This is a genomic window from Oceanobacillus sp. HCA-5259, from assembly GCF_037892815.1.
GTDB lineage: Bacteria > Bacillota > Bacilli > Bacillales > Amphibacillaceae > Oceanobacillus > Oceanobacillus indicireducens.
Window position 1 is genome coordinate 1 of the sequence record NZ_JBBKBV010000033.1, and the last position, 14,589, is coordinate 14,589.

The 14,589-nt window shown below is 39.5% G+C and carries 17 protein-coding genes; 7 read left to right on the forward strand and 10 right to left on the reverse strand.

Annotated features, from left to right (window positions below; all coding sequences use genetic code 11):
* Positions 1-404 precede the first annotated feature (404 nt).
* Entirely contained in the window at positions 405-785 is a 381-nt protein-coding gene (locus WKU33_RS15050; RefSeq protein ID WP_156856592.1) for a YgzB family protein, read from the forward strand.
* Between the two features lie 42 nt (positions 786-827).
* On the opposite strand, the gene perR is transcribed toward WKU33_RS15050, so the two are convergent.
* The 3 genes from perR to bcp form a co-directional block, all read right to left on the reverse strand.
* Positions 828-1,271 (reverse strand): peroxide-responsive transcriptional repressor PerR, encoded by a 444-nt coding sequence (gene perR / locus WKU33_RS15055; RefSeq protein WP_156856593.1) that lies wholly within the window; start codon positions 1,269-1,271, stop codon positions 828-830.
* A gap of 167 nt (positions 1,272-1,438) precedes the next feature.
* On the reverse strand, positions 1,439-2,386 hold the full coding sequence (locus WKU33_RS15060; protein WP_156856594.1) for a D-2-hydroxyacid dehydrogenase: 948 nt from the start codon (positions 2,384-2,386) through the stop codon (positions 1,439-1,441).
* 34 nt (positions 2,387-2,420) lie between these two features.
* Positions 2,421-2,894: a thioredoxin-dependent thiol peroxidase gene (gene bcp, locus WKU33_RS15065; RefSeq protein WP_156856595.1), complete on the reverse strand. Its 474-nt coding sequence runs from the start codon at positions 2,892-2,894 to the stop codon at positions 2,421-2,423.
* 318 nt (positions 2,895-3,212) lie between these two features.
* Between bcp and WKU33_RS15070 the strand changes: the two genes are divergently transcribed.
* Positions 3,213-4,502 (forward strand): glutamate-1-semialdehyde 2,1-aminomutase, encoded by a 1,290-nt coding sequence (locus WKU33_RS15070; protein ID WP_156856596.1) that lies wholly within the window; start codon positions 3,213-3,215, stop codon positions 4,500-4,502.
* 44 nt (positions 4,503-4,546) lie between these two features.
* Here WKU33_RS15070 and WKU33_RS15075 read toward each other — a convergent pair whose 3' ends face one another.
* From WKU33_RS15075 to mutY, 4 genes are all read right to left on the reverse strand, one after another.
* The gene (locus WKU33_RS15075) at positions 4,547-6,307 is read right to left on the reverse strand and encodes an ABC transporter ATP-binding protein (protein ID WP_156856597.1); all 1,761 of its coding nucleotides are present in this window, start codon (positions 6,305-6,307) and stop codon (positions 4,547-4,549) included.
* A gap of 126 nt (positions 6,308-6,433) precedes the next feature.
* A complete protein-coding gene (ntdP, locus tag WKU33_RS15080; protein WP_156856598.1) occupies positions 6,434-6,961 on the reverse strand; it encodes a nucleoside tri-diphosphate phosphatase in 528 nt (175 codons plus the stop codon).
* Between the two features lie 123 nt (positions 6,962-7,084).
* On the reverse strand, positions 7,085-7,252 hold the full coding sequence (locus tag WKU33_RS15085) for a gamma-type small acid-soluble spore protein (protein WP_156856599.1): 168 nt from the start codon (positions 7,250-7,252) through the stop codon (positions 7,085-7,087).
* Between the two features lie 103 nt (positions 7,253-7,355).
* Positions 7,356-8,420: an A/G-specific adenine glycosylase gene (mutY, locus tag WKU33_RS15090; protein WP_156856600.1), complete on the reverse strand. Its 1,065-nt coding sequence runs from the start codon at positions 8,418-8,420 to the stop codon at positions 7,356-7,358.
* 121 nt (positions 8,421-8,541) lie between these two features.
* Between mutY and WKU33_RS15095 the strand changes: the two genes are divergently transcribed.
* Positions 8,542-9,528: a metal-dependent hydrolase gene (locus WKU33_RS15095; RefSeq protein WP_156856601.1), complete on the forward strand. Its 987-nt coding sequence runs from the start codon at positions 8,542-8,544 to the stop codon at positions 9,526-9,528.
* 104 nt (positions 9,529-9,632) lie between these two features.
* Here the strand turns inward: WKU33_RS15095 and WKU33_RS15100 are convergent, their stop codons facing one another.
* Positions 9,633-9,968 (reverse strand): YfhH family protein, encoded by a 336-nt coding sequence (locus WKU33_RS15100; protein WP_156856602.1) that lies wholly within the window; start codon positions 9,966-9,968, stop codon positions 9,633-9,635.
* 80 nt (positions 9,969-10,048) lie between these two features.
* Complete coding sequence (gene recX / locus WKU33_RS15105) at positions 10,049-10,864, reverse strand: recombination regulator RecX (RefSeq protein WP_156856603.1); 816 nt, start codon at positions 10,862-10,864, stop codon at positions 10,049-10,051.
* 514 nt (positions 10,865-11,378) lie between these two features.
* Between recX and WKU33_RS15110 the strand changes: the two genes are divergently transcribed.
* The gene (locus WKU33_RS15110) at positions 11,379-11,936 is read left to right on the forward strand and encodes a GNAT family N-acetyltransferase (RefSeq protein ID WP_156856604.1); all 558 of its coding nucleotides are present in this window, start codon (positions 11,379-11,381) and stop codon (positions 11,934-11,936) included.
* 118 nt (positions 11,937-12,054) lie between these two features.
* Here WKU33_RS15110 and WKU33_RS15115 read toward each other — a convergent pair whose 3' ends face one another.
* The gene (locus WKU33_RS15115; RefSeq protein WP_156856605.1) at positions 12,055-12,327 is read right to left on the reverse strand and encodes a hypothetical protein; all 273 of its coding nucleotides are present in this window, start codon (positions 12,325-12,327) and stop codon (positions 12,055-12,057) included.
* A gap of 161 nt (positions 12,328-12,488) precedes the next feature.
* Here WKU33_RS15115 and WKU33_RS15120 point away from each other — a divergent pair, with 161 nt between their 5' ends.
* The 3 genes from WKU33_RS15120 (at position 12,489) to WKU33_RS15130 (ending at position 14,577) form a co-directional block, all read left to right on the forward strand.
* Complete coding sequence (locus WKU33_RS15120; protein WP_156856606.1) at positions 12,489-12,902, forward strand: helix-turn-helix domain-containing protein; 414 nt, start codon at positions 12,489-12,491, stop codon at positions 12,900-12,902.
* 174 nt (positions 12,903-13,076) lie between these two features.
* Positions 13,077-13,478, forward strand: coding sequence for a GntR family transcriptional regulator (locus WKU33_RS15125; protein WP_156856607.1), 402 nt, complete (start codon positions 13,077-13,079; stop codon positions 13,476-13,478).
* Positions 13,471-14,577, forward strand: coding sequence for a DUF1648 domain-containing protein (locus tag WKU33_RS15130; protein ID WP_340455370.1), 1,107 nt, complete (start codon positions 13,471-13,473; stop codon positions 14,575-14,577). The genes WKU33_RS15125 and WKU33_RS15130 overlap by 8 nt, the downstream gene beginning before the upstream one ends.
* Positions 14,578-14,589: the final 12 nt, after the last annotated feature.

The following is a 14,589-nucleotide window of genomic DNA, read 5'->3' on the forward strand; positions in this document are numbered from 1 at the left end:
TCATACTGGTTGTTTTGTTCAGTTTTCAAAGAGCAAATGTTCTGCCGTTTCCTTAACGGCGACCTATCTAATATAACATGAATGTAATATCCTGTCAACGACTATTTTTTATTTATTGTCGCTAAGTCGTTTGAATCTCTTTCGCTTTTGGCGACGGTTATTAATGTACCATGATATAAATTGGAAGTCAACGAAATAAAGAAAATCTAAATTATCTTTTAATTACGTTCAAAACAAGAAAATAAACGCTTCTATTATATAGTAAAATGACATCATGATTCCATTTCTCATTTTTATTTTACTAGAATCCGAACCTGTCACGAATCCCTAACCTTTTAATCCTCAATTTCAAAGAAAATATGCTATACTACAAATGGAATACTAAGGGAGGAATCTGAAAAAACATGTCACAATTAGTCTATTCGAGTAAAATAAATAAAATCCGTTCATTTGCTTTAATCTTGATTTTTGCTGGAATTCTTCTTATGTATGTAGGGTTGATTTTCAAAAGTAGAGAATGGTTGATGGTTATCTTCTTCATATTTGGTCTATTAGCAATCTTCGCGAGCTTAATTGTCTATTTATGGATCGGTACACTCTCGCTCCGAGCCGTCCCGATAATATGTCCCAGTTGTGAGAAACCGACAAAAATGCTCGGACGGGTTGATGCGTGCATGCACTGCAAACAACCGCTCACATTAGATAAAGATTTAGAAGGTATGGAGTTTGACGAGAAATACAATAAACGTAAATATGCCAAACAAAAAAATCAATCAACCGATTAAAAAAGTCACCCGGGGTATCATCCCAGGTGACTTTAGTTTAAATTAATGTTTCTCTGTTGCTACCTTACTGCACTCTTCACAAGTTCCATACAATTCTAGGCGGTGGTGGCTAATGTTAAAGCCCGCTACTTGTTCTGCCAGAGATTCTACTTCATCCAATGATGGGTAATGAAAATCTACAATCTTACCGCAACTGTTACAAATAATATGGTAATGGTCGGTTGTAGTGCAATCAAACCTGCTGGAGGAATCTCCATAGGTTAGTTCACGTACGAGCCCGATTTCTTTCAACACACGTAAATTATTGTAAACTGTTGCAACACTCATATTAGGAAACTTCCCCTCCAGCCCTTTATAAATCTCGTCCGCTGTAGGGTGAGTCATCGAACTTAGAAGGAATTCGAGAACTGCATGACGTTGTGGAGTAATCCGGACGCCTGATTCTTTTAATGTATCAATCGCATCTCGCAGTCTTTTTTCAGACATCACAGCAACCTCGCTTTCAATTAAATATTCAATCTAATAGATAATATAACATACAACTTATATTATTAATTAATAATCTTTATAATCAGTGTACCGTTATTCTCAATTCTAGTCAATATAAGTAGCTTGAGAATAGTGAAAACTTATCAATTATCTGCTAATATTAATTAATAACCGCGAGTTAAATCAATTTTATTGATGTATTCACCCTTATTACTTACATATACGGCAAGGTTCTTATGGAAGATATCCAATGCCCGTTTCACATATTCTGGAGAAAGACCAGAGATGTGTGGGGTGATTGTAATATTCTCTTCTTTCCAGAAGCCATGCTCTTTAGGGAGTGGCTCCTCTTTAAAGACATCAAGAACAGCATGGCCAATTTCTTCGTTGCGTATCGCCCGCAGCAGATCTTCTTCAACCAATACATCTCCTCGGCCCATATTTAAAAACACGGCGGATTCTTTCATTGCTTTAAAATGTTCATAAGTTAAAAGCTGTTTCGTTTCCTCTGTACTCGGTAGAACAGAAACAATTAAATCCGCTTTAGGTAAAATATGCAGTAATTCCGCTGTGTTATATACTTCATCAAAATGCTCAGCTGCTTTCCCGCTCCGGGAAATTCCTATTACATTCATTTGAAATGCTTTCGCCAGTCTTGCAGTTTCGCCACCGATTGCACCCGTTCCAAGGATGAGTAATGTCTTTCCGGTAATTTCTTGAACCCTTACTCCTTTATCCCACTTGGAATGACGCTCATTTTCAATAATGGTTTTCGAATTGCGGTATACTTGAAGAAGCATTGCAATTGCATATTCGGCCATTTGCGTCTTATGGATGCCTCGCGCGTTTGTAAGCAGGATCCCCTTTTCTTTCAAGCGTTCAAACGGAAAGCCATCCACTCCCGCAGATAAGCAAGCGATCCATTTTACGTTAGGTGCTTTTTCAAGCAACTCTTTCGTCACATCATTTCCGTACGTAACATATACTTCTGCCTTCTCCAAGTGCCTCTCCACTTCTGCATCAGTTTCGCCAAAAATAAATTGCTGCTCTGGAAAAGTCTTTATCAATTTTTCTTGATGCTTGTCTGCTACTTTAGCTGAAAATACAATCATGAAATCACTCCTCATCCCTATAGATTATGTTCTATTATGCATGAACTTCATCACGTAAATATTTCAGTGCCTCTTCCACATGCCCTTTCACTCGGACTTTACGGTATTCTTTTAATAACTTTCCTTCTTTATCAATAATAAAAGTAGAGCGTTCAACTCCATAATATTCTCGTCCAAAATTCTTCTTCAACTTCCAAACATCAAAGGCTTTAGCTAATTCATGGTTCTCATCCGCCAATAATTCAAATGGCAAATCATGTTTTTCGATGAATTTCTGATGTCTTTCCACCGGATCTGGACTTACTCCAAGAATCGCTGCATCCAGCTCACTGAATTTCTCATGATTATCTCTAAAATCACAAGCCTGCGTTGTACAGCCTGGCGTCATATCTTTCGGGTAAAAATAAAGAATGACATATTTCCCTCTATAATCACTCAAACTGATTTCCTCTCCGGACTGATTCTGTATAGTGAAATTGTTAACTTCTTTTCCTAATTCAACTGTCATGAAAATTCCTCCATCTCTTTTATCGCGGTGTAACTGGGTATAGCCCCCACATCAAGCTCCAGCAGACATTTCAGTTTCTAAGTGGGAGTTGCAGCAACCAGTAACTGCCCGGTTAATTCGACTAACATTCCGTGAAAGTGAAGTACAGCCCCACAGAATGAAGTTCTACTTTATACCCACTATATCATAGACAGTAACTGGATTCCTTAAAAAATGCTTTAATTCATTATGTACGAAATGATAATATTTGATATAGTAAATAGGCATCTATTCATTATATGTATTACTGTAATAACTCATGAACAAGGAGGCTTAACGATGAATCATCAAACATCAGAAAAATTGCATCAAGAAGCATTAGAACATATTGTCGGAGGAGTGAATTCCCCTTCCCGCTCTTATAAAGCAGTAGGTGGTGGTTCACCTGTCTATATGGATCGTGCTGAAGGTCCTTATTTTTACGATGTCGACGGAAATAAATATATTGATTATTTAGCGGCATATGGTCCAATCATTACGGGACATGCACACCCACATATAACGAAAACGATTCAAGAACAAGCGGCAAAAGGGGTGCTTTACGGAGCACCAACGAGTCTTGAAAATAAATTTGCGAAAATGTTAAAAGAGGCAATTCCTTCCCTTGAAAAAGTCCGTTTTAATAACTCGGGAACAGAAGCAGTAATGACAACTATCCGTGTCGCTCGTGCATATACCGGACGAGATAAAATCATCAAATTCGCTGGGTGCTACCACGGACATTTTGATGCAGTGCTCGTTGAAGCAGGCTCAGGACCTTCCACATTAGGAACACCGGATTCAGCTGGTGTTCCACAAACAACGGCCAATGATGTCATCACTGTTCCTTTCAATGATTTAGCAGGACTAAAAGAAGCATTAGAAAAATGGAAGGATCAAGTAGCTGCAGTTCTTGTGGAACCGATTGTCGGGAACTTCGGAATCGTGACACCACATGACGGGTTCCTTCAAGGCGTAAATGACCTTGCCCACGCGGCAGGTGCACTCGTTATTTATGATGAAGTCATTTCTGCATTCCGCTTCACTTATGGAAGTGCCCAGCAAGTGTACGGTGTCGAACCGGATATGACAGCAATGGGTAAAATCATCGGTGGCGGCTTGCCAATCGGTGCTTATGGCGGGCGGAAAGATATAATGGAACAAGTTGCCCCGCTCGGTCCAGCTTATCAGGCAGGCACGATGTCAGGTAACCCGTTATCCATGGCTGCGGGGATTGCCTGTTTGGAAGTGCTTCAAGAAGAAGGTGTTTACGACAGGTTGGAGAAGCTTGGTGCACAGCTTGAAGCAGGTATTTTAGAAAAAGCAGCGAAACATCAAATTGATATTACAATCAATCGTCTGCGCGGAGCATTAACCGTGTTCTTCGGTACAGAAGAAGTAACAAACTACGCGGAATCCGAGGCAACCGACGGTGAGGCTTTCGCGAAGTTCTTCCAACTGATGCTACATGAAGGAATAAACTTGGCCCCATCGAAATACGAAGCCTGGTTCCTAACGACGGAGCATACAGAGAAAGATATTGATGACACAATCGCAGCTGTTGACCGAGCCTTTGAACAAATGAGATAAAACAAAAACAGGAAGAAATCTTTTAACGGATTTCTTCCTGTTTTTTATATCTTGATACCATTATCTAAATTCTGGATTTCATATAAATCAAAGTAACTTCCTTGTTTCTTCATTAACTCTTCATGTGAACCTTTTTCCACGATTTTCGCGTTTTCGATAACGACGATTGTATCGGCATGGGTAATAGTAGCAAGGCGATGGGCAACGATAAAAGTTGTCCGCTCCGCAGCAAGTTTTTCCATCGTTTCCTGGATCAATGATTCACTCTCCAAGTCAAGAGCTGATGTTGCTTCATCGAATATGAGAATTGGTGGGTTTTTCAAGAATACACGGGCGATTGCGATTCGTTGTTTCTGACCACCGGATAATTTCACTCCTCGTTCACCGACTAATGTATCGTAGCCTTTCGGGAGACTCATAATAAAATCATGAGCATTCGCTGCTTTTGCCGCTTCAATTACCTCTTCATCCGAGGCATACGGATTCCCCATTCGGATATTCATTGCAATCGATTCACTAAATAAAATATTGTCCTGTAAAACCATCCCAATATTATTCCGTAAAGAGCGTGCTTTTACATCCCGAATATCTGTACCGTCTACTCGGATTGCTCCACCGGTCACATCGTAAAAACGCGGAATCAAGCTAATAAGTGTTGATTTCCCGCCACCGCTCATTCCAACAAGGGCAACGGTTTCCCCTTTTTCCACTTTGAGGTTCACATCTTTCAGTACTTGCAATTCATCCTCATCATAATGGAATGAAACATGTTCGAACTCCACCGTACCTTCCACTCGGTCCAATTGCTCGGCGCCCTCTTTATCCGTAATATCATATTTTTCATTCATGAATTCGAATACCCGGTCAATCGAAGCAATTGATTGGACTAGGACAGTGGATGAGTTGACTAAACGGCGTAACGGGCTATACACCCGGTCCATGAACCCGACAAAGGCAACCATCGTACCGACTGTCACATTCCCATTAATCACCTGGTAACCTGCATAAGCAATCACGAGCAGTGGAGCAAGGTCTGTGATTGTGTTCGTGACGGCAAATGTTTTCGCATTCCAGTCTGTATGTTCTAGGGCTTTATTCAGAAAGCCAGAGTTTCGCTTACCAAATTGTTCCTGCTCATAATCCTCCAACGCGAAGCTACGGGTGACAGGTACTCCTTGAATTCGTTCATGGAGATGGCCCTGAACCTCTGCCAATTTCTGTGACCGTTCTCTTGTAAGCTGCCTGAGTCGACTATAAAAATATTTAATTGCAAATCCGAAAAACGGAAAGAGCGCAATAGCGACGAGTGTTAACGGAATATCCATAGCAAACATGATGCCAAGTGCAATAAATATAGTAATTAAATCCAGCCACACGTTCATTAACCCGGTCATCACGAAATTCTTCGTTTGTTCGACATCATTTATTACCCGGGAAATTATTTCACCGGATTTTGTCTTCGAATAATACTTTAAACTGAGCTTTTGAATATGGTCAAAAAGCTTATCACGAATATCGAAAAGAACCGTGTTTCCGACCCACTGGGCGTAATATTGTCTGGCATATTCAATCGGTGGACGGATGATTAAGAATATCAGAAAGGCGATTCCCATTACCCATAAAAGTTGGGTTACTTTCTCATCCGTTGTCAATGTCTCCACATAAATAATATCATCAAGGACATATTTAAGTATCAGTGGCATTAACAAAGGGATTCCGAATTTTAAAATCCCGATTAAAATCGTCAGGAAAATCTTCCACTTATATGGCTTTACAAATTCCATATATTGTCTAATACTACTCATGCAGTCATCTTCCTCTTATACGGCTATAAATAATAGTTACCCATCTATTGTTAACCTTTTTCCTTTCACTTGTAAAACAAAATGCCTTGCTACAATTTGTAACAAAGCATTTAGATCGATTTCAATCTAACGGTATGTAAGGTATCGTTCATACCAATTATCGACGAAATCCGGTGCGAAGGGACCTTTCTGCTGATGGATCCAATGTTTCAATAATCTTAAGTTTTTTTGTAAGATCCGGTCGATTTCAATCGGATAATTCATCAATTTCCTATGGAGATCATATTCATCTTCATCAAGCAGCTCATACGTCATGTCCGGAAACACTCTCACATCCAAATCATAATCAATATATTTCAGGGCTTTATCTTCATATATGAATGGAGAACTAAGATTGCAATAATAATGTATGCCGTTATTTCGGATCATGCCGATAATATTAAACCAGTGTTCGGAATGGAAATAACAGATTGCCGGTTCCCTTGTCAACCATACTCTACCATCACTTTCCTTCACCTTTGTCCGATCATTTGCCCCGATTATTTCTGACTCCGTACCTTTTAAAACTAGGCTGCTTTCCCATATGCGATGAACCGTCCCATTATGTTTATAGCTTTGTATTTCTATTCTAGAACCAGGCTCCGGAGCAACCACTTGGATCAACCTTCCTTTTACGTTAATTACTCTTTTCTTTTTATATCTTATCTATTATAAAGGGAATGATATAAAATATAAAGGAAAAGAGCCTCCTATAACGGAAGCTCTTTTTTATCCAAGTTATTTTTTGTTTTGTTGAGACTTTTGGTTTTTGCGTTTTACTTCTTGTGCATCAGTCTCAGAAGCAAACTCTGTCCCATATTGACCTTGCTGTGCCATTTGGTTTTGCTGTCTTACTTTTTGTACATTGGTGCCCGCCTTAGAGTTTTTAGGGTTGTTGTTAGCCATCAATATCACCTCCGTAGTTGTTAATTTATCCATTTCTCGCAGGACTATACGGAGGAAAATATTACTTCTGGAAAGCTTGGAGAGGCACTAGGCACCAAAATGTCTAAAAACCGCGGATTCTTAAATGCGATACAGGAAATGGTAGTTTTTTCATTTCGTCTGGGCTCGCCAGCCGGAGGCGGTTGTCTGCCACTTCGATCGCATCTGTTTGGGCTTCGTAAATTTCGATATCCCATATTAAATGGCTGAAGACGTGTTTCAAATCGCCGTCCCGTTTCCCAAGCCTAACATCAACACCATATTCTTTTTTAAACCACTTCGGGATATCGATTAGAGCAACTTCGCTGAGCGGAACCATTGGAAATTGGTACATATTCGCAAGCAATCCCGTTTCCGGTCGTTTTTCAATTAAATAATTGCCGTCCGCATTTTTCACCTTTAGTGCTGCATAAAATATTGGCTTTTGTTTTTTCGCCTTCGATTTTACTGGTAATTCGGCTTGAGCACCGACTTCAAAGGCACGGCAATGTTCTAGTACGGGACAGACGAGGCAAGCAGGTGACTTCGGTGTGCAAATTGTTGCACCAAGGTCCATAATCGCCTGATTAAAAGATGATGGATCTTCTTTTGAAATCACTTCCCTAACGACTGTTTCAAAATGTTTTTTCGTTCGCGGACGAGCGATATCATCATTAATTAATAACAAACGGGAAAATACGCGCATGACATTTCCATCCACGGCTGGTTCTGGCTGATTAAATGCAATAGACAGAATTGCTCCTTGAGTGTAGGGGCCGACACCTTTTAAGCTTCCCAACTCCTTCTTTTCATCCGGAATGGTTCCCCCATAATTTTCCACGACTTCCTGTACCGCTGTATGTAAGTTCCTCGCCCGTGAATAATATCCTAACCCTTCCCACTCTTTCAATACTTCTTCTTCTGGGGCTTCTGCGAGTGAGTATACGGTTGGATATTTCTCCATAAAACGTTTAAAATAAGGGATAACAGTATCTACTTTGGTTTGTTGCAGCATGATCTCAGATACCCAAATACGATAAGGGTCCCTCGACTCTCTCCAAGGGAGCATGCGCTTATTTTCATGATACCAAGTTAATAAATCAGATTCGAATGCTTTTATGTTAAAATTTTGTAAAATATCTTCTACCATTGTGCCACCTTCCTTTGGTACAATTGATGTATACGATTAAAAGTAACCTAAAAAATTATTGCTGTTTTTGACTATGAACATTGATTAATAATAATTAAAACGATAGGAAGTGTCCTTAATTATGGATACCGCTACACATATTGTAATGGGCGTCTCACTTGCAGGACTTGCAACATTAGACCCCGTTGTACAGAGCGATCCAATGCTCTTTAACGCTGTACTCGTCGGAACAATTGTCGGGTCCCATGCACCAGACTTTGATACCGTATTTAAAATGAAAGATAACGCCACCTACATCCGGCACCATAGAGGAGCAAGCCATTCGATCCCAGCCGTTATCCTATGGGGGCTACTCGTTTCCGGTGGTATATACTTATTCGTCCCAGAAGTAAGCTTTCTTCATTTATGGCTCTGGACTGCCCTTGCCGTGATCATTCACGTGACAGTTGATCTCTTCAATGCATACGGAACTCAAGCTTTCCGGCCGTTTACGAATAAATGGATTGCAAAAGGCTTCATCAACACGTTCGATCCATATATTTTCACATTGAACGTTGTCGGAATCATCGCCTGGTCACTCGGGGCAAATCCCGCCTATACGTGGATCACGATTTATACGGTCATCATCCTCTACTATATTAAACGATACTTGGATAAACGGGAAATCGTTCATAAAATCAAAGAACATTTTCCTGATACAGTAGAGATTGCAACTTCACCAACATTAAAGCAAAATTATTGGCGGGTCGCAATTACGACGAAAAATCGGTTCTATGTAGGTAAAGTGGAAAATCGTCATATTGAAATTGTAGATGAATTCGAGAAAATATCCTTACCGGAAATTCCACTTATTGAAACAGCGAAGACGGATGAAAATATTGCTGCATTCTTGAACTTCTCCCCCGTTTACCGCTGGGAAATCAATGAGTTCGATGCCTATACCGAAGTAAGACTGATTGACCTTCGCTACCGCTCGAATGATTATTATCCATTTGTCGCTGTAGTGAAAATCAACCCAGACCTTGAAGTTATCAGTTCCTACACAGGTTGGATCTTCTCTGAGCATAAGCTGCAGCGGAAATTATATGCTAGTGACACGCTCGCCTAAATTGATTTATCGTTAGAAAACGAAGGTTGTCACCAAGCTATTAGGTGACAACCTTATGTAGATAATAATACCAAATAAGAACAGCAGGCTATCCTGCTGTTCTTTTATTTATCCACCTTTTTGCCAAGTAGTGAAATCGGCAATGCTTCTATCGCTTCATATCGTTCATCAAGCAAATTAATTCGATATCCCCAAGCAAATATACCGTTTATGTACTCAATCTGAAATCGGAAACCCGGCTCCATCTTCAATTGATAAATTTCTTCTGGTTTGAATTCATCTGGGTTCATCGTGTAGGAAATGGCAACCTGCATTTTCCTTTCATTAATCTGTACTTCGGAAATATTCCCTTGCTGCTCCGCTTTCAGTGCTTTTTCTTTTAATTCCCCAATTTCTTTATATAGTTGCTCCACGGAGTAATCACTATATCGATAATTCATGTCGTTTCCCCCTATCCTTCTTCTAGCTTACCAACTTTTCACCAGGAAGGGAATAATCAAACTCCTCGCGGGAAAATTTGTTATTCCTGTTCGATCTGTTCTTCAATAAACCGCTCAATTAAATCGAAGGGAAATCCTTTCCGGTACAATCCCTCTTTAATCTTGTTTCGGAGCTCATAACCGGAAAACTTCGCTGCATGTCTCCTCACCAATTTCTCCCCTTGGAAAACAAGAGCATCCCATTCTTCATCTGTATCCAATTCACCGAAAAACTCCGAGGCAACATCTTTCACAACATCGCTAGCAAAACCTTTCTGAATCAAGTTCATCTGAAGCTGTTCCATCCGTTTACGAAAAGCATGCTTTGTGGATTGCCGAAGTTTCTTTTCCATAAACTTATACGCCTTATCATATTGCTCCTCATACCCATACATCGGAATGACACTTGCAATAATTGCCGCACTGACACCTTTTTCTTTTAATTCCTGCTCAATCAGCTTTGGACCTTTCGACGAGGTGTTCATTCTGGTGCGGATGAACATTTCGGCAAATTCCCGATCGTTCAGCAGTTTTTCTTTCGTCAGGCGCTCGATGATTTTCTCTATATACTCAGGCTCTAATTCCTTCTTCATTAAATAGTCATAAATTTCTTTTTTTGTCCGCATTCGATAGCTTAAAAAATGAATAGATTGGGTATAGAACTGATGGAGCCTTTCTTTTTGCGTTATTTTCTTGATTGTCTCTTCATCTAGTTCCAATCCCTTACGCAGCCTGAATTCGATTAGTACTGCTTCATCGACACCGAATGCAAAAGCTTCACCATTTCCATCATCAAGGAATATGTTATAACGGCTCGTATTTTTCTGTTGCGTTGTGATTCGGGTAATTTTTTTCAAAATCCTTCACCCCTTCCATCCTATTTTATCATGAAAAGAGAAGGGGCAGTGAATGTTCAGCATCCACCCAAATTTGTTTTTCATTAACCGATCATAAGTTGCTTTCGAAGGCTTGACACAGGGCCTTTGGATACTTTAATCCCGGCAGAAAAATCAGACGAAAAAGAAACAAAATCAGTAAAAAATTTTTAATAATATTTTTTTAAAAAACCCATTCACATTTTGTAAAATCCGTTGTAGAATGAGTTAAGTAAATTGATTACATCATGTAGAAAAGAGATGACGGCTTACAGCATTCCGTACGATTAAGAAATTTAATAGGGAAGGCAAATGGTGCGCCACCGGTATGTTCATACTGGTTCTAGTGGGTTCGATTCCCACCCCGAATTTTTGTTTATCGCAAGTTTTAACGTAATATCGTGGATAAAAATTCGTGGGTAGGATTCAGGAGGACCGCTTGTTTTAGTGGCTGCACCTTGAATAATACCCACCTGGAATAAAGGAGGGTTTTTTTATGCTAAAAATGCGTGAATTACAAGAGGTGCCAGTTCTGTATGAATTGATGACACATCCTGAAGTATTTCCCTACGTTAGACAAAAAGCCGACACATTGGATGAATTTTATTTTGTAACAAGACAGACGATCGAAGCCGAACAAAACCAAGAGTTGATTTCGCGAACGATTCTAGATGAATTCGGGCAGCCGATTGGTACAATCAATTTATTTGATATTGAAGAGAATCACGGATTCCTCGCCACTTGGATTGGGAAGCCTTATTTTGGCAAAGGGTATAACCGTCAGGCAAAGGATATGTTTTTTGACGAGTTATTTTTCACCCAAGGGATAGATGGTATATTCATGAAGGTTCGTAAAACGAATATCCGCTCCTTAAAAGCCGTATTAAAGCTTCCATATATCGCATTAGCTAATGAAACCTATCCTGAAGTGTTCGCGAAAGTCAATCCAGATGAGGAGATTTATGATTTATTCGTTATATCAAAGGAAAGCTATGTCTCCTACAAACAATTCGTACCTGTAGAAACAGCAGCGAGTGGTATAGAGGTTTCATAAAGTGAAACTTCATTCAGTGGGGGATCCTTCCCCCCTAATAAAGGCCGTATATTAAAATAACCAAAGCTGGTTCAGATATATCTGGCAGCTTTGGTGTTTTATTTGCTCCTATACACCGTTACTGAGTTAGATTCTCCTTATCTGTCTTAAACTGCTTCAGTGCTTCTTCCAATGCTCTTTCCTTTGTATGTTCGAAAGCATACACCGTCTGGATACCCGAGCTCTCAAAATCCATTGTCGCCTGCCAAACCTGACACTTCTCCACCCCTTCAAGATAGATGATTGTCGTTTTCTTATCCAACACTTCTATTTCAATTCTCTGATTGTTAAACACACTTCGTAATAGCAAGCTCTTTGTATAACTTGAGATTAATGGATGATATAACACCATGCAACCTAGTGACAAAGTATCACCTCCTTCGTTCTAATCAGGAACATATTATCATATGTTAACTAAATGAACAAGCGTAGTGGAACTTATTGTCTTTTTGCGTGATACCATATGTATTGTCTAAACGATTATATGATTCTAAAAAAAGTAGTGATGCTTAAATGATTGAACAAATCGCTTACAATATAAAATTTTTAAGGGAACAGAAAAAATGGACACAGCAAAGACTTGCTGATCAATTAATGATTTCCCGTTCTACCGTGACAAAATGGGAAAACAACCAGCTGACCCCTGATATACAGAGTTTAATTAAACTTAGCAGTGTATTTAACATTACACTCGATAATCTTGTAGGCAATTATACATACCACGAGGAATTGATGAAGGAATTTAAACGGATTTACCGTTCCAAATCGGTTGAATTTGATGATGAGGCTGTTAAACTTGTGGAATATATGATGAAGTTCCCTGAATTGAAAGAACAAATTTATCGTCTACAGCAATTATCCATTAAAAAGCAAATATCGGTTCAAAAGCTATTAGCAAGCATAATCGATCAATATGAACAAATTTGAAAAGAGAGCAGGAAGACTGCTCTCTTTTTTGTTGTTCAACATTCTCACGTATGGTGCAAAGGGTGCTTATGCCTATTGTTTAAAATTCGTTTTTCTGTTATATTAGTAGTATAACAGACAAACGGGTGGGACAGATGCTCTGACCCCGTGTCCCAGTGAAAGGTGGGTGTGTGTATGTTTTTAGAGCTTGATATGGCTGGGGATAAGCCGATTTATGTTCAGTTGAAGGAGCAGATTATTGAGGGGATTGCGCGGGGGAGTTTGCGGCCTGGGGATGATTTGCCTTCTGTTCGGGCACTTGCTGCTGATATTGGAATTAATTTGCACACGGTGAATAAAGTTTATCAACAGCTGCGGCAAGAAGGATATATCCAGATTCACCGCAGCCGGGGAGTGATGATTCATCCGGACGGCTTTCTTAAGGCTGATAAAACGTACCGCACAAATCTTAAAGCAACGTTACGGCCCCTCATTGCGGAAGCGATCGTCCATGATTTTAGTGCAGAGGAATTTGCCCGTTTATCTCAAGAAGTATATGAACAAATTTTAACGAAAGAAGGTGGAGAAGATGAATGAGTTCCTATTTCCAATCATCGTTTTAACGATTTTTATTCCAGTAGTAGTAACGATTACGTTCATCCCTTACTGGACGCGGAGAACGGAAAGCTTTGGAGTTACGATTCCCCAGAAAATTTATCCTAGCGCTGAGTTAAAGAAAATGAGGAAGCAGTATGCAGGATACACAAGTATATTTGCCCTGCTTCTATTAATTGTTTTATTCGCTTTAGACTGGAACGTATCTGAACAGGTGTTGGGAATCCAGTTAGCCATTACCATTATCTTATATCTACTAGTCAGCTTTCTCATTTATTTGAAATTCCACCTTGAGATGAAAAAGCTGAAAGAAAAAAGAAATTGGAATGAAGGAAAAAGCGAGCGTCTTTTTATTAGCACGAATTTCTACCAGGATAAATTAAGATATTCAAATCTCTGGTTTTTAATCTCGTTTTTCACTACATTTATCGTTATATTTTTCACCTTTAAAAATTATCATATACTTCCTGAACGAATTCCAATGCAATATAATTTCTCTGGTGAAGTAACAACCTGGGCGGACAAATCATATCGCTCTGCACTGCTTTTTCCAGTTCTAATGCTTTATATGACTCTAATCTTTTTATTTGTAAACACAATCATCTCTCGGGCAAAGCAGCAGATAGATAGTGAAAATCCGGAGAAATCATTGAAACAAAATGCAATGTTCCGTAGAAGGTGGTCACTTTTTACCATTATCGGCGGTATTGCCTTAACCTTACTCCTTGCCTTTGCGCAGATCAGCCTATTTTTTAACTTTAGCCCTGAAGTCTTTCTGATGATCACGTTGAGCTTCACAGTCTTGCTCATCGGTGGAGCCATTTACCTTTCGTTTACGACGGGTCAAGGTGGGAGCCGAATAAAGTATGGAACAATGATTAATGATGGGAAAACAATTAATCGCGATGACGATAAATATTGGAAGCTTGGGGTCATCTATTTCAACAGGAATGATCCTGCATTATTTCTTGAAAAAAGATTCGGTGTCGGATGGACGATTAATTTCGCTCGTCCTTTAGCATGGATGACACTTATTCTAATTATCGGGTTTGCGATTCTTATTCCACTATTATTCAGTTAAAATTGGAGGGAT

Coding starts and splice junctions, on each gene's coding strand:
- WKU33_RS15130 (WP_340455370.1), top strand. CDS start 13,471: ATGAATGAGTTCCTATTTCCAATCATCGTTTTAACGATTTTTATTCCA.
- bcp (WP_156856595.1), bottom strand. CDS start 2,894: ATGACAGTTGAATTAGGAAAAGAAGTTAACAATTTCACTATACAGAAT.
- WKU33_RS15085 (WP_156856599.1), bottom strand. CDS start 7,252: ATGGCTAACAACAACCCTAAAAACTCTAAGGCGGGCACCAATGTACAA.
- WKU33_RS15125 (WP_156856607.1), top strand. CDS start 13,077: ATGTTTTTAGAGCTTGATATGGCTGGGGATAAGCCGATTTATGTTCAG.
- WKU33_RS15120 (WP_156856606.1), top strand. CDS start 12,489: ATGATTGAACAAATCGCTTACAATATAAAATTTTTAAGGGAACAGAAA.
- perR (WP_156856593.1), bottom strand. CDS start 1,271: ATGTCTGAAAAAAGACTGCGAGATGCGATTGATACATTAAAAGAATCA.
- WKU33_RS15050 (WP_156856592.1), top strand. CDS start 405: ATGTCACAATTAGTCTATTCGAGTAAAATAAATAAAATCCGTTCATTT.
- mutY (WP_156856600.1), bottom strand. CDS start 8,420: ATGGTAGAAGATATTTTACAAAATTTTAACATAAAAGCATTCGAATCT.
- WKU33_RS15095 (WP_156856601.1), top strand. CDS start 8,542: ATGGATACCGCTACACATATTGTAATGGGCGTCTCACTTGCAGGACTT.
- WKU33_RS15110 (WP_156856604.1), top strand. CDS start 11,379: ATGCTAAAAATGCGTGAATTACAAGAGGTGCCAGTTCTGTATGAATTG.
- WKU33_RS15070 (WP_156856596.1), top strand. CDS start 3,213: ATGAATCATCAAACATCAGAAAAATTGCATCAAGAAGCATTAGAACAT.
- WKU33_RS15075 (WP_156856597.1), bottom strand. CDS start 6,307: ATGAGTAGTATTAGACAATATATGGAATTTGTAAAGCCATATAAGTGG.
- WKU33_RS15100 (WP_156856602.1), bottom strand. CDS start 9,968: ATGAATTATCGATATAGTGATTACTCCGTGGAGCAACTATATAAAGAA.
- WKU33_RS15115 (WP_156856605.1), bottom strand. CDS start 12,327: ATGGTGTTATATCATCCATTAATCTCAAGTTATACAAAGAGCTTGCTA.
- WKU33_RS15060 (WP_156856594.1), bottom strand. CDS start 2,386: ATGATTGTATTTTCAGCTAAAGTAGCAGACAAGCATCAAGAAAAATTG.